This window comes from Pseudomonas sp. HY13-MNA-CIBAN-0226 (genome assembly GCF_040310305.1).
GTDB lineage: Bacteria > Pseudomonadota > Gammaproteobacteria > Pseudomonadales > Pseudomonadaceae > Aquipseudomonas > Aquipseudomonas gregormendelii.
Genome location: NZ_JBEOPS010000006.1, coordinates 108,585 through 127,181 on the forward strand (window position 1 = coordinate 108,585; position 18,597 = coordinate 127,181).

General features: G+C 61.0%; 15 protein-coding genes. 6 read left to right on the forward strand and 9 right to left on the reverse strand.

Features of this window, described 5'->3' with window-relative positions; all coding sequences use genetic code 11:
• Positions 1 to 99: 99 nt before the first annotated feature.
• The 6 genes from AAEZ05_RS08520 to mreB all read right to left on the reverse strand — a co-directional run bounded on the left by AAEZ05_RS08520 (position 100) and on the right by mreB (position 8,904).
• Positions 100 to 3,903: a YhdP family protein gene (locus tag AAEZ05_RS08520; RefSeq protein ID WP_350646916.1), complete on the reverse strand. Its 3,804-nt coding sequence runs from the start codon at positions 3,901 to 3,903 to the stop codon at positions 100 to 102.
• A 75-nt stretch (positions 3,904 to 3,978) separates the two neighbouring features.
• Complete coding sequence (gene rng, locus AAEZ05_RS08525) at positions 3,979 to 5,436, reverse strand: ribonuclease G (RefSeq protein WP_045061469.1); 1,458 nt, start codon at positions 5,434 to 5,436, stop codon at positions 3,979 to 3,981.
• 57 nt (positions 5,437 to 5,493) lie between these two features.
• Positions 5,494 to 6,090 carry a Maf family protein gene (locus AAEZ05_RS08530; protein WP_045061470.1) on the reverse strand — a complete coding sequence of 199 codons (597 nt, stop codon included), beginning with the start codon at positions 6,088 to 6,090 and terminating at the stop codon, positions 5,494 to 5,496.
• Positions 6,091 to 6,140: 50 nt separating this feature from the next.
• On the reverse strand, positions 6,141 to 6,632 hold the full coding sequence (mreD, locus tag AAEZ05_RS08535) for a rod shape-determining protein MreD (protein WP_045061471.1): 492 nt from the start codon (positions 6,630 to 6,632) through the stop codon (positions 6,141 to 6,143).
• Positions 6,632 to 7,726 (reverse strand): rod shape-determining protein MreC, encoded by a 1,095-nt coding sequence (gene mreC, locus AAEZ05_RS08540; protein WP_350646976.1) that lies wholly within the window; start codon positions 7,724 to 7,726, stop codon positions 6,632 to 6,634. Before mreC ends, mreD begins: the two co-directional genes overlap by 1 nt.
• Positions 7,727 to 7,866: 140 nt before the next feature.
• On the reverse strand, positions 7,867 to 8,904 hold the full coding sequence (gene mreB, locus AAEZ05_RS08545) for a rod shape-determining protein MreB (protein WP_002555108.1): 1,038 nt from the start codon (positions 8,902 to 8,904) through the stop codon (positions 7,867 to 7,869).
• A gap of 210 nt (positions 8,905 to 9,114) precedes the next feature.
• On the opposite strand from mreB, the gene gatC reads away from it, so the two are divergent.
• The 6 genes from gatC to AAEZ05_RS08575 all read left to right on the forward strand — a co-directional run bounded on the left by gatC (position 9,115) and on the right by AAEZ05_RS08575 (position 14,335).
• Positions 9,115 to 9,402, forward strand: coding sequence for an Asp-tRNA(Asn)/Glu-tRNA(Gln) amidotransferase subunit GatC (gene gatC, locus AAEZ05_RS08550; RefSeq protein WP_045061473.1), 288 nt, complete (start codon positions 9,115 to 9,117; stop codon positions 9,400 to 9,402).
• Positions 9,403 to 9,418: 16 nt separating this feature from the next.
• Complete coding sequence (gene gatA / locus AAEZ05_RS08555; RefSeq protein WP_350646917.1) at positions 9,419 to 10,870, forward strand: Asp-tRNA(Asn)/Glu-tRNA(Gln) amidotransferase subunit GatA; 1,452 nt, start codon at positions 9,419 to 9,421, stop codon at positions 10,868 to 10,870.
• Positions 10,871 to 10,880: 10 nt separating this feature from the next.
• A complete protein-coding gene (gene gatB / locus AAEZ05_RS08560) occupies positions 10,881 to 12,326 on the forward strand; it encodes an Asp-tRNA(Asn)/Glu-tRNA(Gln) amidotransferase subunit GatB (RefSeq protein ID WP_350646918.1) in 1,446 nt (481 codons plus the stop codon).
• Between the two features lie 148 nt (positions 12,327 to 12,474).
• Positions 12,475 to 12,849 (forward strand): septal ring lytic transglycosylase RlpA family protein, encoded by a 375-nt coding sequence (locus tag AAEZ05_RS08565; protein ID WP_045061476.1) that lies wholly within the window; start codon positions 12,475 to 12,477, stop codon positions 12,847 to 12,849.
• A 50-nt stretch (positions 12,850 to 12,899) separates the two neighbouring features.
• Entirely contained in the window at positions 12,900 to 13,958 is a 1,059-nt protein-coding gene (locus AAEZ05_RS08570) for a calcium/sodium antiporter (protein ID WP_350599258.1), read from the forward strand.
• The gene (locus AAEZ05_RS08575; RefSeq protein WP_045061477.1) at positions 13,955 to 14,335 is read left to right on the forward strand and encodes a carboxymuconolactone decarboxylase family protein; all 381 of its coding nucleotides are present in this window, start codon (positions 13,955 to 13,957) and stop codon (positions 14,333 to 14,335) included. Before AAEZ05_RS08570 ends, AAEZ05_RS08575 begins: the two co-directional genes overlap by 4 nt.
• A gap of 129 nt (positions 14,336 to 14,464) precedes the next feature.
• On the opposite strand, the gene AAEZ05_RS08580 is transcribed toward AAEZ05_RS08575, so the two are convergent.
• The 3 genes from AAEZ05_RS08580 to AAEZ05_RS08590 form a co-directional block, all read right to left on the reverse strand.
• Positions 14,465 to 15,406, reverse strand: a complete 942-nt coding sequence (locus AAEZ05_RS08580; protein ID WP_045061478.1) for an AEC family transporter — start codon at positions 15,404 to 15,406, stop codon at positions 14,465 to 14,467.
• Between the two features lie 154 nt (positions 15,407 to 15,560).
• The gene (garD, locus tag AAEZ05_RS08585; RefSeq protein WP_350646919.1) at positions 15,561 to 17,114 is read right to left on the reverse strand and encodes a galactarate dehydratase; all 1,554 of its coding nucleotides are present in this window, start codon (positions 17,112 to 17,114) and stop codon (positions 15,561 to 15,563) included.
• Between the two features lie 11 nt (positions 17,115 to 17,125).
• Positions 17,126 to 18,493: an MFS transporter gene (locus AAEZ05_RS08590; RefSeq protein WP_045061480.1), complete on the reverse strand. Its 1,368-nt coding sequence runs from the start codon at positions 18,491 to 18,493 to the stop codon at positions 17,126 to 17,128.
• Positions 18,494 to 18,597 lie beyond the last annotated feature (104 nt).

An 18,597-nucleotide genomic window follows, 5' to 3' on the forward strand; every position in this document is an offset into this window, starting at 1 on the left:
TCTTTTGATGTTGATTTTAAAATCGCCAAGATCAAAAGATCGCTGCCTGCGGCAGCTCCTACAGGGGCCATGCTACTCCATCGAGCCTGGCTGATGATTTCAAAAAGGCTTGTCGAAAGTGATTTTCGGTTCTTTCCACGGCCCCTTGACGGTGTACTTGACGCTGGCGAAACGCGCCACGCGGTCGCCGATCAACTTGTCGATCAGGAACAGCGCGCCGCCGATGGCCGGTGCGCCGACAATCAGCGCGGCAATTGGCAGGTTATTGGTCACCGGCAAGGTCACCAGCAACTTGGCATCAACCTTGTCGCCCACCAGGTCCAGGGTGCCGTTCAACTCGATGTTGCTCGATGGGCCAGTCATCAGGATCGGCTCGCGGGTGACGTAGACCCCGTCACTTGCGACCAGCAGTCCCTTGACCCGATCGTAGCTCAAGCCCTTGCCGAACAGGTCGGAAAAGTCCAGGCGCAGGCGACGGCCGATGGAGTTGAAGTTCAGCAGGCCAAATACCCGCAACGCCTGGGCGCCGCCATCAACTTCGACGAACTGGCCTTTGTTCAGCGACGCATCGAGGCTGCCGGAGAAGCGCTTGGTGGCCAGCCAGGCTGGCGAACCGGGCCAGCGACCGTCGACGTCCATGTGAAAGTTTTCACTGGTGACACTCGGCGCGAATCCCCAACCCTTCAGTACGTCGGCGAGATTCTTGCCGCTGATCCGGCCCTTGTACCAGCTGCTCGATGCGCCCGGTGTGCCTTCCCAGCCACCGCTGCCCTGCAGCAGGATGCCCTTGAGGCCCAGGTCCAGGGTGTTGAGGGCAATGCCTTTGGCTGTGGGGCGGACCTTCAGCGACCAGGCGCCAACCAGGTCCTTGCCCTGGAACAGCTGGTTGATCGTGACATCCAGCGCCGGAATCTTTGTCGGGTCCACGGTGGCCAGCGGGTCCGGCGAGTTCTCATCGGCGAGGACCGTCGGATCGGGCGCTGGCAACTTCACGTACTGCAGGTTGATGGCAATCGGCGCACCTTTGGCGTCAGGGATGGCGACCGTGCCCTTGACCTGCTGGCTGTCGAGCTGCAAAGCCCACGAGGCCGGCCTGCGGTTCAACTGCACCGATGCCTGATCCAGCGTCGTGCCCATGGCGGTGAGTTTGCCGATCTTCAGGTCGGCGCTGCTGAGCAACTGCTTGGCACTGCCGCCAGGATCCTTGCCGGCATATTTGTCTGCCAGGTCCTTCCAGGGCCCGACGTCCAGTTCCGATAGCGAACCGCGCACTCGCAGGCCCTTGGCACCCGGCACGACGGCCTGACCGCCACCCAGCAGCAGTTCGCCACGACCTTCGGCGAAATTGCTGACGGGCGCTTCATAGGTGAAGTTCGCCAGCTCGCCGTAATTGACCCAGTAACGCCGATCCTCACCCTGCAGGGTCATGCGGAACGTGGTGTCGCGCCCCACATCCGCCGCCATGCCAAACGGCGCAGGCAGATCGATGGCAACGCCCTTGAGGTTGGAGCTGACCAGTAACTGGCTGTCGGCTCCGCCAAGGTTGAGTTGCAGTTGATAGGGAATCACACCGGTGACCGGCAACGGCTGGGTCACGCTCAACCAGTCGGTGAGTTTTTTCACCTCGACCTGGCCCGACGCCGTCACCCGGGTTTTGAGATTGCCGGCACTGCCATCGGCAAAGATCTGCGCGGAGACCGGCTTATCAAAGGCCCGTGCCGTGATGTTCTGACCACTAAGGCCTTTAGTACTGTCGAAACGGAAATCACCCTTGAGCTGGGTCAATTCCAGCGCCGGTTCGCTCAATTTCAGGCGCGCCTTGGCGGTCTTGAAGTCGACCAGGATTTTCGGCAGCTCGCCCTTGGCCAGCGGAATATCCAGCTTCAGCTTGCCCTGCAGGTCGCCCTCGCCTTCCCAGCCGGCAAAGGTCTGCGCGGTACCGATCGGCGCGGTCTGGAGAATTTTCAGGCCATCGCCCAACCCCCCGGCAAAAGCGCCGTCGAGCAGCAAGTGACTGCTTTTGCCGGCAGCCGCATGGGGAATTTCGACGTAGATATCGCGAACCTGGGTGTCGAGCAACTGCCCTTTGCTGGCAAGAATCCGCACCCCGCTGTCCTCGATGAACACATCGCCACTGACCTTGCTGACATGCGGCCAGCCTGGCTGGAAGGCCAGTTCTGCGTCATGAACCTTGAAGAACAGGCTGATGCTGCGATCGGCTTCTGCAGCGCCGTGGGCCAGCGAGCCCTGGTACTGGAAGAAACCTTCGTCTACCGCGCCCTTGAGAATCGCGGTGCGCAGCCATTCGTCCAGCGCCGGGCTCAATACGGTCGGCAGGTACTTGGCAGTGTATTTACCATCACCGTCCACCAGGCCGACCCGCAGGTCCATGTAGTCTTCCTGGGAATGATCGAAATGCAGGCGGATCAGGAAGTCGCCGGCAATCTTGCCCTCCTCGCCCAACACCTTCAGGTAGGGCGCGGTCAGGGTGAAGGCTTCTTTATCAATTTTCCAGGTCAGCTTGGCGTTGGCCTGGAGGTACTGCCAGGGCTTGGCGAAGATCGGGTCCAGGTGCAGGGAAAAGTCCTTGCTGTCCATGCGCAACTCGCCCTGCCCCAGGTCGCCACTGATACTGCCACTGACATTTCGCGCCGCCGGTGCACCGTGATAGGCATTGAAGCCTACCCGGTCGAGGTTGGCGGCAAAGCTGATTTTGCTGTCGTCCGTGGCCGCTGGCCGGAAGTCGAGCAGTACATTACGCAGGCTACCAGTCACTTTAAGTCGCTCGACCGCCGTGGCGACGCCTTCAGGCAAGGGGCCCAGCGCATTCAGCAGCGGCGTGAGCGGCGTAAGGTCGAGGCGATCGGCCTGCAGGTGCCACAGTTCCGGGGTGTTATCACTGGCCCCGCTCTGCTTGAGTTGCAGGCGCGATTCCCAACGGGTTTCGCCGAAGTTCATGGCCAAGGAGTCGAGTATGACCAGCGCACCCGCGGCGTCACGCTGGAAATAGGCGTTGAGTGCCAGGTTGCTGATCTGGATCGGCTTGCGCTCGGCGTAGGCACCTTTGATTTGCGGCGCGTTCAGACGCACGGCCGCGCTCTGCAGCGCGCCCTTGCTCCAGTTTACCCACAGCTCGCCGCCGGCCTTGATCTCGGTGAAATTCCAGTGCCGGGTCAGACGCTCCGGCAGCCACTTCGACCAGTCACTTTGCGGCAGGCTGAGATAGGCGTCCGCTGCACCGTTCTTCCAGTCGCTGGCCTGCAGCCGAGTGCGCAGGCTCAGGGCCAATGGCTGGCCATCCGGCAATGTCAGCCGGGCATCGAGCCGCTGTCGGGTGCTGCCGGTCTTGAGGCTCATGCCGACATACGTCAGGGTCAGCGGCACATGATCCAGCGGTTGCAAGGTCACCTGACTATCAAGGACCGAAAGCTGCTGGACCATCTGCATGCGGTTGAGCAGTTGTTCAGGGTCCAGCGGCTGATCCTGCTGGACGGGCAATCCTTCCAGCGCCCAATGGCCATCCTCGCCTTCCTTGAGGCTGATCTTCAGGCCGTTGAGTTCGAGATGGGCCAGGCGTACTTCGCGGGCCAGCAGGCTGGCCCAGATATCCGGCACCGCGCGCACCTGGTCCAGGCGCAGAGCGTTTGCCCCTTCGCCGAGCATCACGTCATGGGCCAGCAGGATCGGCGCAAAACCGCTCCAGTTACCTTCCAGTTCACCGATGTGCAGCGGCATACCCAACGCAGTGCTGGCCTTGGCCTCGACCTCGGCCCGGTATTCGGCCACCAGCGGCGTCAGTTCCCGCCCAAGGCTGACGTAGAGCGCCATCAGCACCAAAGCCAACGCGCACAGGCCCAGACCCCAGCGGGTCAGTGCGGCCAAAATGCGTGTCAGACGGTCCATGTCAGTTGGCTCCCATGGCGTTAAAACTGCAGAAAGCTGAGGCCAGCTGTTCCAGGTGATTGACGACGTAAGGGTTCAGAGCAGCACCACGTCGTATTGTTCCTGTGAATACATGGTTTCCACCTGAAACCGGATGGTGCGGCCGATAAATCCTTCGAGTTCGGCGACATTGCCGGACTCCTCATCCAGCAGGCGGTCGACAACTTTCTGGTTCGCCAATACACGATAGCCTTCGGCCTGATAGGCGCGAGCCTCCCGCAGGATTTCCCGGAAAATTTCATAGCAGACGGTTTCCGGCGTCTTCAGCTTGCCCCGGCCCTGGCAGCTGCTGCAAGGTTCGCACAGCACCTGTTCGAGACTTTCACGGGTACGCTTGCGGGTCATCTGCACCAGGCCCAGCTCGGTGATGCCGATGATGTTGGTCTTGGCGTGGTCTCGCTCCAGCTGTTTTTCGAGGGTACGCAGGACCTGGCGCTGGTGCTCTTCGTCTTCCATGTCGATGAAGTCGATGATGATAATCCCGCCCAGGTTGCGCAGGCGCAGTTGACGAGCGATAGCGGTGGCCGCTTCCAGGTTGGTCTTGAAGATGGTTTCTTCGAGGTTGCGATGCCCGACAAAAGCCCCGGTGTTGACGTCGATGGTGCTCATGGCTTCCGCCGGATCGACCACCAGGTAACCACCGGATTTTAGCGGGACCTTGCGCTCGAGGGCCTTCTGGATTTCATCTTCGACGCCGTACAGGTCGAAAATCGGCCGTTCACCCGGGTAGTGCTCCAGGCGATCAGCAATTTCCGGCATCAATTCAGCGACGAACTGCGTGGTTTTCTGGAAGGTTTCCCGAGAGTCGATGCGGATTTTTTCGATCTTCGGGCTGACCAGGTCGCGCAAGGTACGCAGCGCCAGGCCGAGGTCTTCGTAGATCACGCTCGGCGCGCCGATGGTCTTGATCTGCTCGTTGATCTGATCCCAGAGCCTGCGCAGGTAACGGATGTCCATGAGGATTTCATCGGCACCGGCACCTTCTGCAGCCGTGCGCAGAATGAAGCCGCCCGCTTCCTTGATCCCTTCCCTGGCCACGCAGTCGGTGACTACCTGCTTGAGCCGTTCACGCTCGCCTTCGTCTTCGATTTTCAGGGAGATGCCGACATGTGCCGTACGCGGCATGTACACCAGGTATCGCGACGGAATCGACAGCTGGGTGGTCAGGCGTGCGCCTTTGGAGCCGATCGGGTCCTTGGTGACCTGCACCACCAGGCTCTGGCCTTCGTGAACCAGTGCGCTGATGCTCTCGACGGCAGGCCCTTCGCGCAGGGAAATCTCCGAGGCATGGATGAACGCCGCCCGATCAAGGCCGATGTCGACAAAAGCCGCCTGCATCCCCGGCAATACCCGAACGACCTTGCCCTTGTAGATGTTGCCGACAATCCCGCGCTTTTGCGTGCGCTCGACGTGAACCTCTTGCAGCACACCGTTTTCAACCACCGCCACGCGCGATTCCATCGGCGTGATGTTGATCAGGATCTCTTCACTCATGGCAGGGTCTCGTTCAGGCATTTTCACGATAATGGCCGCATCTTGTCAGTACGACGCTCAGAGCGCGTTAAGGGTTTGCCAACAGGGTATGCCGAAATGGCCCAGCAGTTCTGCGGTTTCGCACAGTGGCAAGCCAACCACCGCGGAGTAGCTGCCATCCAGCCCCGCCACGAACACCGCGCCGAGCCCCTGGATGCCATAACCGCCGGCCTTGTCACGGGGTTCGCCGCTGGCCCAGTAGGCCGCCGCTTCTGGCGCTTCAATGCGGCGAAAACGTACCAGGCTACGGATCACCCGGGATTCGCAACGCGCGCCATCCAGCACGGCGATACCTGTCAGAACTTCATGCTCGCGACCGGACAACATCATAAGCATGGCGCATGCGTCAGCTTCGTCCACCGGCTTGCCAAGAATTTTCCCGTCCAGCACTACGGCGGTGTCGGCACCCAGCACGCAATAGTCTGCGGCGCACACGACAGCATCACGCCCGGCCTCGGCCTTGCCTCGCGCCAGGCGCTCGACGTAGGCCGAAGGGGATTCGTCATTCAAGGGGGTTTCATCGATGTCCGCACTGATGGCGGAAAACGGCACGCCAATCTGCGTGAGCAACTCACGCCGACGTGGCGAGCCTGAGGCGAGAAATAGCTGTTTCATCACGACATCTCCCTGTCCAGTACACCCGTGCGGGCAAATGCCTGACCGATTTAGTTGATCTTGTAGCGTCGACGCAGCCCGCGCAAACCGTAGCTGATCCACGGCCACAGCAGGGCACTGACCAGAGCGGGCAATACCAGCGCCAGTGTTGGCTGGCGATTACCGGTGAGGGCGCTGAGCCATAGCTGAACCAGTTGGGCCAGGCCGAAGATCACCAGGATCACCAGGCTCTGCTGCCACATAGGGAACATCCGCAGGCGTTGTTGCAGCGACAGCACCAGGAAGGTGATGAGCGTGAGAATCAAGGCGTTCTGGCCCAGCAGCGTGCCGTAGAGCACGTCCTCGGCCAGACCCAGGCACCATGCGGTGACCATGCCGACTTTCTGCGGCATCGCCAGTGCCCAGAAGGCCAGCAGCAATGCCAGCCACAATGGGCGCAGGATTTCCATGAACTGCGGCAGCGGTGAGACGCTGAGCAGCATGCCGATGGCGAAGGTCAGCCAGACGATCCAGCCGTTTCGGGATGCAGTAGTACCGACCATTATTCTCGTCCCCCAGTGTTAGCCGGTGCAGAGACAGGCGGTTTGGCAGCCGGCCTGGTGACCGGCGGCTTTGTCACAACAGGCTTGACCGGGGTCGTGGCGGCAGGCGCCACCGGCGCGACGACCGCCGGCACAGCGGGAGCCGCAGGCGCAGTCGCTGCCGCCGGGACCAGGGCGGGTTTGGGCACCGTGGCAGGAATCATCGGGCCGCCACCGTACTGGTCCAGGGTTTCCTGGGCCTGGGCCGCTTCATTGGCACGCTCTTCGGCCGTGCGCCCGTCGCTGAACACCAGCAGCAGGTAACGGCTGCGGTTCAATGCGGCGGTGGGCACGGCGCGAACGATGGCAAATGGCTGGCCGGAGTCATGGATCACTTCCTTGACCGTGGCCACCGGGTAACCGGCCGGGAACCGCTGGCCCAACCCGGAACTGACCAGCAGGTCGCCTTCCTTGATGTCGGCCGTATCGGCCACATGGCGCAGTTCCAGGCGTTCCGGGTTACCGGTGCCGCTGGCGATTGCGCGCAGGCCGTTGCGATTGACCTGCACCGGAATGCTGTGGGTGGTATCGGTCAGCAGCAACACGCGGGAGGTATAGGGCATCAACTCGACGACCTGCCCCATCAGGCCACGGGCATCGAGTACCGGCTGGCCGAGGACCACGCCATCGCGCTCACCCTTGTTGATGATGATGCGATGGGTGAAGGGATTGGGGTCCATGCCGATCAACTCGGCCACTTCGACCTTTTCGTTGACCAGGGCCGAGGAGTTGAGCAACTCGCGCAGCCGAACGTTCTGCTCGGTCAGGGCGGCAAGCTTTTGCATGCGGCCCTGCAGCAGCAGGTTTTCGGTCTTGAGTTTTTCGTTTTCGGCGACCAGTTCGGTGCGGCTGCCAAACTGACTGGCCACACCTTGCCATAACCGCTGCGGCAGGTCGGTGATCCAGTAGGACTGCATCAGCACCAGCGACATTTGGCTACGCACTGGCTTGAGCAGTGTGAAGCGGGCATCGACCACCATCAGCGCGACCGATAGCACGACCAGCACCAACAAGCGCACGCCCAGTGAAGGCCCTTTGGTGAAAAGCGGTTTAATAAGCCGCTCCTCCCAGGCAAATGTTTTGTTTATTCATACGGCAGACCGGCCTGGATGCAGACTGACAGAAGATAAACGCCAACAGGCAGCACTGCAAAGTGCTGCCTGTGCGCTCAACAGCATAGATGCAACCCCGCGACTTATTCGCTGGAGAGCAGGTCCATGGTGTGTTTATCCATCATTTCCAATGCACGGCCACCGCCGCGAGCAACGCAGGTCAACGGGTCTTCGGCAACGATCACCGGCAGGCCGGTTTCCTGGGCCAGCAACTTGTCGAGGTCACGCAGCAAGGCGCCACCACCGGTCAGCACCAGGCCACGCTCGGCGATGTCGGAAGCCAGTTCCGGAGGCGATTGCTCCAGTGCGCTTTTCACTGCCTGAACGATGGTAGCCAGGGACTCTTGCAGAGCTTCCAGCACTTCGTTGGAATTCAGGGTGAAAGCACGTGGCACGCCTTCAGCCAGGTTGCGACCGCGAACATCGACTTCGCGAACTTCGCCGCCCGGGTAGGCCGTACCGATTTCCTGCTTGATGCGCTCGGCGGTGGACTCGCCGATCAGGCTGCCGTAGTTGCGACGCACGTAGGTGATGATCGCTTCGTCGAAGCGGTCGCCGCCAACCCGTACGGATTCGGCATAGACCACACCGTTCAGGGAGATCAGCGCGATTTCAGTGGTACCGCCACCGATGTCGACCACCATCGAACCGCGAGCTTCCTCTACCGGCAGGCCGGCGCCGATCGCAGCAGCCATCGGCTCTTCGATCAGGAACACTTCACGGGCACCGGCACCCAGGGCCGATTCACGGATGGCACGACGCTCAACCTGGGTGGATTTGCATGGAACGCAGATCAGCACTCGCGGGCTAGGCTGCAGAAAGCTGTTTTCATGAACCTTGTTGATGAAGTACTGCAGCATCTTTTCGCAGACGCTGAAGTCGGCGATTACGCCGTCTTTCATCGGACGAATGGCAGCAATATTTCCTGGAGTACGGCCGAGCATACGCTTGGCCTCGGTGCCGACGGCCACGACACTTTTCTGGTTACCGTGTGTCCGAATGGCCACAACCGATGGCTCATTCAGAACGATTCCGCGCTCGCGCACGTAAATAAGGGTGTTGGCAGTGCCCAGGTCAATGGAAAGATCGCTGGAAAACATGCCACGCAGTTTCTTGAACATGGGGAAAGGACCCTAGGCAACGCGTGGGTAAAAAAGTGCGGCAAACTCTAACAACGACAGGGATTTTGGGCAAGGCGCCAATATGTTAAATTGGCCGCTTTTCTGTGCACCAACCCCCACAATCGCGGCCTTATGACCGTAGAAATGCGGTAGTGTTCCGACAATCTAACACACGGACGCCGTCCGTTCTGTTTTCCACTGGAGATTCCCATGGCGCTTGAACGCTCCGACGTGGAAAAAATCGCTCATCTGGCCTGCCTTGGCCTCAATGATGCCGATCTTCCACACATCACTTCGGCCCTGAACAGCATTCTCGGGCTGGTCGACGAAATGCAGGCGGTCAATACCGACGGTATCGAGCCGCTCGCCCACCCACTGGAAGCCAGCCAGCGCCTGCGCGCGGACGTCGTGACCGAGACCGATCATCGCGAGGCCTACCAGTCCATCGCACCAGCGGTCGAAAACGGCCTGTACCTGGTTCCGAAAGTCATCGACTAAAGGGAAAGAGCCTGCAATGCATCAAATGACTCTGGCCGAGATCGCCCGCGGACTCGCCGACAAAAAGTTTTCTTCCGAAGAGCTGACCAAGGTCCTGCTGGCGCGTATCGCCCAGCTCGATCCACAGCTCAACAGCTTCATCAGCCTCACCGAGGACCTCGCGCTGCAGCAGGCCAAAGCCGCTGACGCCCGCCGGGCCAATGGTGAGAGCGGCGCCCTGCTTGGTGCGCCGATCGCCCACAAGGACCTGTTCTGCACCCAGGGCATCCGCACCAGCTGCGGCTCGAAGATGCTCGACAACTTCAAGGCGCCGTACGATGCCACCGTGGTTGCCAAGCTGGCCGCTGCCGGGGCCGTGACCCTGGGCAAGACCAACATGGACGAATTCGCCATGGGGTCGGCCAACGAGTCGAGCTACTACGGCGCGGTGAAAAACCCGTGGAACCTGGAACACGTACCGGGCGGTTCGTCCGGTGGTTCAGCTGCGGCTGTTGCCGCACGCCTGCTGCCGGCCGCCACCGCGACCGACACCGGCGGCTCCATTCGTCAGCCGGCCGCGTTTACCAACCTCACGGGCCTTAAACCGACGTACGGTCGTGTTTCGCGCTGGGGCATGATCGCTTACGCCTCCAGTCTCGATCAGGGCGGTCCGCTGGCGCGCACCGCCGAAGACTGCGCGATCCTGCTGCAAGGCATGGCCGGTTTCGATGCCAATGACTCCACCAGCATCGACGAGCCCGTGCCGGATTACAGCGCCAGCCTCAACAGCTCGCTGCAAGGGCTGCGCATCGGCGTGCCGAAGGAATACTTCAGCGCCGGTCTGGACCCGCGGATCGCCGAGCTGATCCACAACAGCATCAAGGAGCTGGAGAAGCTCGGTGCCGTGATCAAGGAAATCAGCCTGCCGAACATGCAGCACGCGATTCCTGCGTACTACGTGATCGCCCCGGCAGAAGCCTCCTCCAACCTGTCGCGTTTCGACGGGGTGCGTTTCGGCTATCGCTGCGAAGACCCGAAAAACCTGATCGACCTGTACAAGCGTTCCCGCGGTGAAGGTTTCGGCCCGGAAGTGCAGCGCCGCATCATGGTCGGCGCCTACGCGCTGTCGGCCGGCTACTACGACGCCTATTACCTGAAGGCGCAGAAGATCCGCCGCCTGGTGAAAAACGACTTCATGGCCGCCTTTAACGAGGTCGACATCATCCTCGGCCCAACCACGCCGAACCCGGCCTGGAAGCTCGGCGCCAAGAACAGTGACCCGGTCGCTGCCTACCTGGAAGACGTCTACACCATCACCGCCAACCTCGCCGGCTTGCCGGGCTTGTCCATGCCGGCCGGTTTCGTCGATGGCCTGCCGGTGGGCGTGCAACTGCTTGCCCCGTATTTCCAGGAAGGCCGCTTGCTCAACGTTGCGCACCAGTATCAGCTCAACACTGACTGGCACACCCGCACCCCAACCGGCTTCTGAGGAGAAACACATGCAATGGGAAGTCGTGATCGGGCTGGAGATTCATACCCAGCTCACCACCCGGTCGAAAATTTTTTCCGGTAGCTCCACCACTTTCGGTTCCGAGCCGAACACCCAGGCCAGCCTGGTTGACCTCGGCATGCCTGGCGTCCTGCCGGTACTGAACCAGGAAGCGGTGCGCATGGCGGTGATGTTTGGCCTGGCCATCGATGCCGAAATCGGCCAGCACAACGTGTTCGCCCGTAAAAACTACTTCTATCCGGACCTGCCCAAGGGCTACCAGATCAGCCAGATGGAACTGCCGATTGTCGGCAAGGGCCACCTGGACATCGCCTTGGAAGACGGCACGGTCAAGCGCGTCGGCATCACCCGGGCGCACCTGGAAGAAGACGCCGGTAAAAGCCTGCACGAAGAGTTCAATGGCGCCACCGGCATCGACCTGAACCGCGCCGGCACGCCGCTGCTGGAAATCGTTTCCGAGCCGGACATGCGCAGTGCCAAGGAAGCCGTGGCTTACGTCAAGGCTGTCCACGCACTGGTGCGTTACCTGGGCATCTGCGATGGCAACATGGCCGAAGGTTCGCTGCGTTGCGACTGCAACGTGTCGATCCGTCCGAAGGGCCAGGCCGAGTTCGGCACGCGCTGCGAAATCAAGAACGTCAACTCGTTCCGTTTCATCGAGAAGGCGATCAACACCGAAGTGCAGCGTCAGATCGAGCTGATCGAAGACGGCGGCAAAGTGATCCAGCAGACCCGCCTGTACGATCCGAACAAGGACGAAACCCGTCCGATGCGCAGCAAGGAGGAAGCCAACGACTACCGTTACTTCCCGGATCCGGACCTGCTGCCAGTGGTCATCGAGGACTCGTTCCTCGACGACGTGCGCACGACCCTGCCGGAATTGCCGCCGCAGAAGCGCGAGCGTTTCCAGGAGCAGTTCGGTCTGTCGGTCTACGACGCCAGCGTCCTGGCCACCAGTCGCGAACAAGCCGATTACTTCGAGAAAGTCGTGAGCATCAGCGGCGACGCCAAGCTGGCGGCCAACTGGGTGATGGTTGAGCTGGGCAGCCTGTTGAACAAGCAGGGCGTGGACATTGACCAGTCGCCGGTCTCGGCCGAGCAACTGGGCGGGATGCTGCTGCGCATCAAGGACAACACCATCTCCGGCAAGATCGCCAAGGTGGTCTTTGAAGCCATGGCCAACGGCGAAGGCAGCGCTGACGAGATCATCGACAAGCGCGGCCTCAAGCAAGTGACCGACACCGGTGCGATCTCGGCGGTGCTGGACGAGATGCTCGCGGCCAACGCCGAGCAGGTCGAACAATACCGCGCGGCAGACGAAGCCAAACGCGGCAAGATGTTCGGCTTCTTCGTCGGCCAGGCCATGAAAGCCTCCAAAGGCAAGGCCAACCCGCAACAGGTCAACGAACTGCTGAAAAGCAAGCTCGAAGGCTGATGAGAATGGAGCCAGCCTTCAAATCTGGCTCGACTCCTTGTGGGAGCCAGCCTGCTGGCGATAGCGGTCTGACATTCACCCTATCCGTGTCTGACACTCCGCAATCGCCAGCAGGCTGGCTCCCACATTTGTTTTCGGGAAACCTTGAATGAAGCGTCTACTGGGCCTTTGCGCCCTGCTCTCTCTGTTGGCCGGTTGCGCCAGCAACGACATCATCGATCCACACGGCTACGACAAAACCGGCACGGCTTCGTATTACGGCGCCAAACACCAAGGTAAACGCACCGCCAGTGGCGAGCGTTTCAACAAGAATTCCCTGACCGCAGCCCATCGCCAACTACCCTTCGGTACGCGCGTGAAGGTCACCAACCTGAGCAACGACAAGTCTTGCGTGGTCCGCATCAATGACCGCGGGCCGCACACCCGTGGGCGACTGATTGACCTTTCCCACGAGGCTGCCGCACGCCTGGGCATGCTCAGAAGCGGGACCGCCCGGGTGCGTGTGCAAGCCCTCGACGACTGACAGCTGGAGCGCCGACCATTTTCGGACTTGCAGATTTGCCCCTGATCAACGTGATTGAATTGCTCAGCGGCCTGGTTCTACTGATCGCCGGCGCCGAGCTGATGGTGCGGGCCGCCGTACGCCTGGCCGCACGCCTGCACGTGCGGCCGCTGATCATCGGCCTGACCATCGTCGCCCTCGGCAGCAGCGCGCCACAAATGGCCATCAGCCTGCAGGCGACCCTGGCACAGAACGTCGACATCGCGGTGGGCAGCGTCATCGGCAGCAGCATTTTCAACATCCTGGTAACGCTTGGCCTGTCGGCGCTGATTATCCCGCTGCGGGTGTCCCGGCAGGTGGTGCGCCTGGATATTCCACTGATGATCGGCGCCAGCCTGCTGGTGTTCATACTCGCCTGGAATGAAGAACTGACCCGCTTCGACGGCATGGTGCTGCTGGCCGCGCTGGTGTTGTACCTGGGCCTGTTGTTGCGCCAGTCGCGCCACTCGACGCGGCCGCCATCTCACGATGAAACTCGCCAGGCGCCCTGGTTCAGCAGCCTGCTGATGATCGTCGCCGGCCTGGGGATGCTGGTGTATGCCGGCCACTTGCTACTGGGCGCTGCGGTCGCGGTCGCGACTGATCTTGGGCTTTCGGAACGGATCATCGGCCTGACCATCGTGGCCATCAGCACTTCCCTGCCGGAATTGGCCACCTCGTTGATTGCGGCCTTGCGCGGCCAGCGTGAAATTGCCGTGGGCAACGTCATTGGCAGCAACCTTTTCAACCTGCTGGGCGTGCTCGGCGTCACGGCGCTGATTGCTCCGACGCCCTTGTCGGTCTCGCCCAACGCCCTGGATTTCGACCTGCCGGTGATGCTCGGCGTCGCCGCGCTGTGCCTGCCAATCTTCTACTCCGGTTACCGGGTGACGCGTGCCGAAGGCCTGGTTTTCCTGGGGCTGTACCTGGCCTACGGCCTGCATGTGGTGTCCTTCACCACCGGCATGCCGCTGGCCGGCAAGCTTGAACACCTGATGCTGTTTTTCGTCCTGCCGGCCCTGGGGGCGTTTGTACTGCTTACGTCACTGCTCGCCTGGCGTCGCCAACACCACAAAAAGGAAGTGCCATGACCGACAATAAAAAACCCGGCGTTGAAGTGCGTCGGCAAGTGATGGGCGATGCTTTTGTCGATCGCGCACTGGGCAATGCCACCGATTTTACCCAGCCGCTACAGGACTTCGTCAACGAGCACGCATGGGGCAGCGTATGGAATCGCGAGGGCCTGCCGCTGAAAACCCGCAGCCTGATCACCCTTGCCGCGCTGACCGCACTCAAGTGTCCGCAGGAATTGAAGGGGCACGTGCGCGGGGCGCTGAACAATGGCTGCACAGTGGAAGAGATTCGCGAGGCGCTGTTGCATTGTGCGGTGTATGCAGGAGTACCGGCGGCCATCGATGCGTTCAGGGCGGCGCAGGAAGTGATTGATACTTACCAGAAGCCGGAATGATTATTCGAAAGTTGTGGTGACAGGTCTGCCGCCATCGCGAGCAGGCTCGCTCCCACAGGGGAATGCATTCCAAATGTGGGAGCGAGCCTGCTCGCGATGAGGCCCTGGAGAACGCCGCAACCCCCTGGGCTAAATCCACCCGCCCCACTGCAACAAAAAGATCCCGACATTGGTGGTCACCGCCGCCATCAACGTGGTGATGACAATGATCGCTGCCGCCAGCTCATGGTTGCCATTGGCCTGGCGGGCCATGACAAAACTGGCTGCAGCGGTCGGGCTGCCGAAGTACAGGAACAAAATCCCCAGTTCCGCCCCGCGAAACCCCCACAGCCACGCGCCCAGCGTCGCCAGCACCGGCAGGCCGATCATCTTGACCAGGCTGGAACTGAGCGCCATCGAGCCACTTTTGCGCATCGCTGCCAGCGAAAGGGTGCCGCCAATGCAGATCAGGGCCAGGGGCAAAGTGGTCTGCGCCAGGTACTGCCCGGAGGTTTCCAGCCAGCCCGGCAGGCCGATCTTGAAATAGGCAAAGGGTGCCGCTGCAATCACGCTGATGATCAGCGGGTTGATCATCACGCTCTTGAAGATACTCCAGGGATCGGACTTGATCACCGGGCTGTACACCGCCAGGACGATAGTCGAGAGGGTGTTGTAGAACAGGATCACCAGCGCCGCGAGAATAGCCCCAAGGGAAATCCCGTAGTCGCCGTACATGCTCGCCGCCAGCGCCAGGCCGATCACCCCGTTGTTACCGCGGAATGCGCCCTGGGTGTAGATCCCGCGATCTTCCCGCGGACACTTCCAGATCGCCCAGCCCCAGGCGATGGCGAAACACACCAGTGTCGCCACCGAAAAATAGATCAGCAGTTCCGGTTGCAGGGCGGCATGCAGGTCGGCATGCAGGATGCCCAGGAACAGCAGCGCCGGCATGGTGACGTTGAACACCAGGGCCGATGCGGTGTGGATAAAGTTGTCGTTGATCCAGTCGATGCGTTTGAGCAGCACACCCAGAAACAGCATGGCAAACACCGGGGCGGTGATGTTCAGGGTTTCGAGGAAGATTGCCAGCATGCCGGAATTAACCTTGGGTGAGCGTCGTTAGGTGGCTAATGATAAGCCACCCCGAGCACATTAAGATCAAAAGATCGCAGCCTGCGGCAGCTCCTACAGAGTATTCCAATGTAGGAGCTGCCGCAGGCTGCGATCTTTTTCAGGCAACTCGGCCTCAGGTAATCGGCGCTGGGTTGAACAAGGTGATGTCGTTATGCAGCTTGTGCTGCTCGGCCCATGTCTGTTTCTTGCCGCTGGCAACATCCAGGTAATAGTGGAACAACTCCCACCCCAGGTCCTCGATCGAAGCCCGCCCTGTCGCAATCCGCCCGGCGTCGATATCGATCAGGTCAGGCCAGCGTTGCGCCAGCTCGGTGCGGGTCGAGACCTTCACTACCGGCGCCATCGCCAGACCATACGGGGTACCGCGCCCGGTGGTGAATACGTGCAGGTTCATCCCGGCCGCCAGCTGCAAGGTCCCGCAGACAAAATCACTGGCCGGGGTCGCGCAGAAAATCAGGCCTTTGCGCTTGAAGCGTTCGCCAGGGCCCAGCACGCCATTGATCGCGCTGCTGCCGGACTTGACGATCGAGCCCAGCGACTTCTCGACAATGTTCGACAACCCGCCTTTCTTGTTACCCGGCGTGGTGTTGGCACTGCGATCCGCTTCGCCCTTGGCCAGGTATCGGTCGTACCAGTCCATTTCCCGCACCAGTTCCCGCGCCACTTCCTCGGTTTCAGCGCGGGAGGTCAGCAGGTAGATCGCGTCGCGCACCTCGGTGACTTCGGAGAACATCACGGTGGCACCGGCCCGCAGCAACAAGTCCGAGGCGTAGCCCAGGGCCGGATTGGCGGTGATCCCGGAAAACGCATCGCTGCCGCCGCACTGCATGCCCAGAATCAGCTCGGACGCCGGCACGGTTTCGCGACGACGCTGGTCGAGCTTTTTCAAGCGAGTCTCGGCCAGCGCCATGATCTGTTCGATCATCTCGGTGAACCCGTGACTGGAATCCTGCAGTCGGTACAACCACGGGTCGCTCAGGTCTACCGAACTGTCCCCTTCGTGCATCACCTGCCCGGCCTGCAACTTCTCGCAGCCCAGGCTGATCACCAGCGCCTCGCCACCCAGGTTCGGGTTGCGCGCCAGGTTGCGCACGGTGCGGATGGGGATGTACGCGTCTGTTGCGGTAATCGCCACGCCACAGCCATAGCTATGGGTCAGCGCCACCACGTCGTCGACATGCGGATACCTGGGCAGCAACTCGTCCTTGATGCGCTTGACCGCATGATCGAGCACGCCGGTGACGCACTGCACCGTGGTGGTAATGCCGAGGATGTTGCGCGTGCCCACGGTGCCATCGGCGTTGCGATAACCCTCGAAGGTAAAGCCTTCCAGAGGAGCCTGCGCCGCCGGTACTTCGGTGGACAGCGGCAGGCTGTCCAGGGGTGGCGCGGTCGGCATGCGCAGTTGATCCTCATTGACCCAACTGCCGCGGGGAATCGGCTGCAACGCGTAGCCAATGGTCTGGCCGTAGCGAATCACCTGGCCACCCAGGGGAATGTCTTCCAGGGTGACCTTATGGCTCTGCGGCACAAAGTCCAGGGTTACCAGACCGTCCGCAAACGCTGTGCCCGCCGGCACGCCCTGATCGTTAACCACCACGACCACGTTGTCCCGCTCGTTGAGGCGGATGTAGCGCGGCGAGTCGGAATGTTCAATCAACTGCATGACGCCGCTCCTCAGGAATGCGCTTGAGACAATTTATTATGAGTTTCAGTACCGCTCACCGGCGGTTCCTTGAGCACCACGCGCTTGATCGGACCGACGATCACCAGGTAGCTGAACACCGCAACCAGTGCGTTGCAACCGACGAACACCAGTGCCCATTTGAACGAGCCGGTGGAGCTGATGATGTAGCCGATCACGATCGGCGTGGTGATCGAGGCGATGTTACCGAACGTGTTGAACAGGCCACCACTCAGACCGGCAATCTGCTTGGGCGACGTGTCGGACACCACTGCCCAACCCAGCGCACCCACGCCTTTGCCGAAGAAAGCCAGGGCCATGAAGCCGACGACCATCCATTCAACATCGACATAGTTGCACGCCACAATGCTGCTGGAGACCAGCAGGCCGGCAATGATCGGCGCCTTGCGAGCGAAGGTCAGGGAGTGCCCCTTGCGCAACAGGTAATCGGAAATCACCCCGCCGAGTACACCACCGATAAAGCCACAGATGGCCGGCAACGAGGCAATGAAACCTGCCTTGAGGATGGTCATGCCGCGTTCCTGCACCAGGTATACCGGAAACCAGGTGAGGAAGAAGTAGGTGATGCCGTTGATGCAGTACTGGCCCAGGTAGACACCGAGCATCATGCGGTTGGTCAGCAATTGGCGGATGTAGTCCCACTTCGGTCCGTCAGCCTTGGCGCCTTTGCCTTTGTCCTGGTCCATGTCGACCATGCCGCCGTTGTCGGCGATGTGCTTGAATTCGGCTTCGTTGATCATCGGGTGTTGACGCGGGCTGTAGATCACTTTCAGCCAGATGCCCGAGAAGATGATGCCGATTACGCCCATCACGATAAAGACGTGCTGCCAGCCGAAGCTGTAGACGATCCAGCCCATCAGCGGCGCGAACAGCACGGTGGCAAAGTATTGCGCCGAGTTGAAGATCGCCGAAGCGGTGCCGCGTTCCGCCGTCGGGAACCAGGCCGCGACGATGCGCGCGTTGCCGGGGAAAGAAGGTGCTTCAGCCAGGCCCACGAGGAAGCGCAGCATGAACAGCGCCACAACCGCCGTGGACATGCCGAACTCACCGACATAACCCTGCAACACGGTAAACAGCGACCAGGTGAAAATGCTCAGTGCATAGATTTTTTTCGAGCCGAAACGGTCCAGCAGCCAGCCACCGGGAATTTGCCCGGCCACGTAGGCCCAACCGAATGCAGAGAAGATGTAACCGAGGGTGACCGCATCAATGCCGAGGTCTTTTTGCAGGCTGGAGCCCGCGATGGCAATGGTTGCCCGGTCGGCGTAGTTGATGGTGGTCACCAGGAAAAGCATGAGCAATATCAAATAGCGGACGTGGGTCGGCTTGGTCGCTTGCATGTAGATGTACTCCCACTGATTATTTTTATGCGCGGGTGAATCTTTGGTGTTCGCCTGTTCCGCTTACATCGCGTGTTCGGCGAATCCCCGTAGGAGCTGTCGAG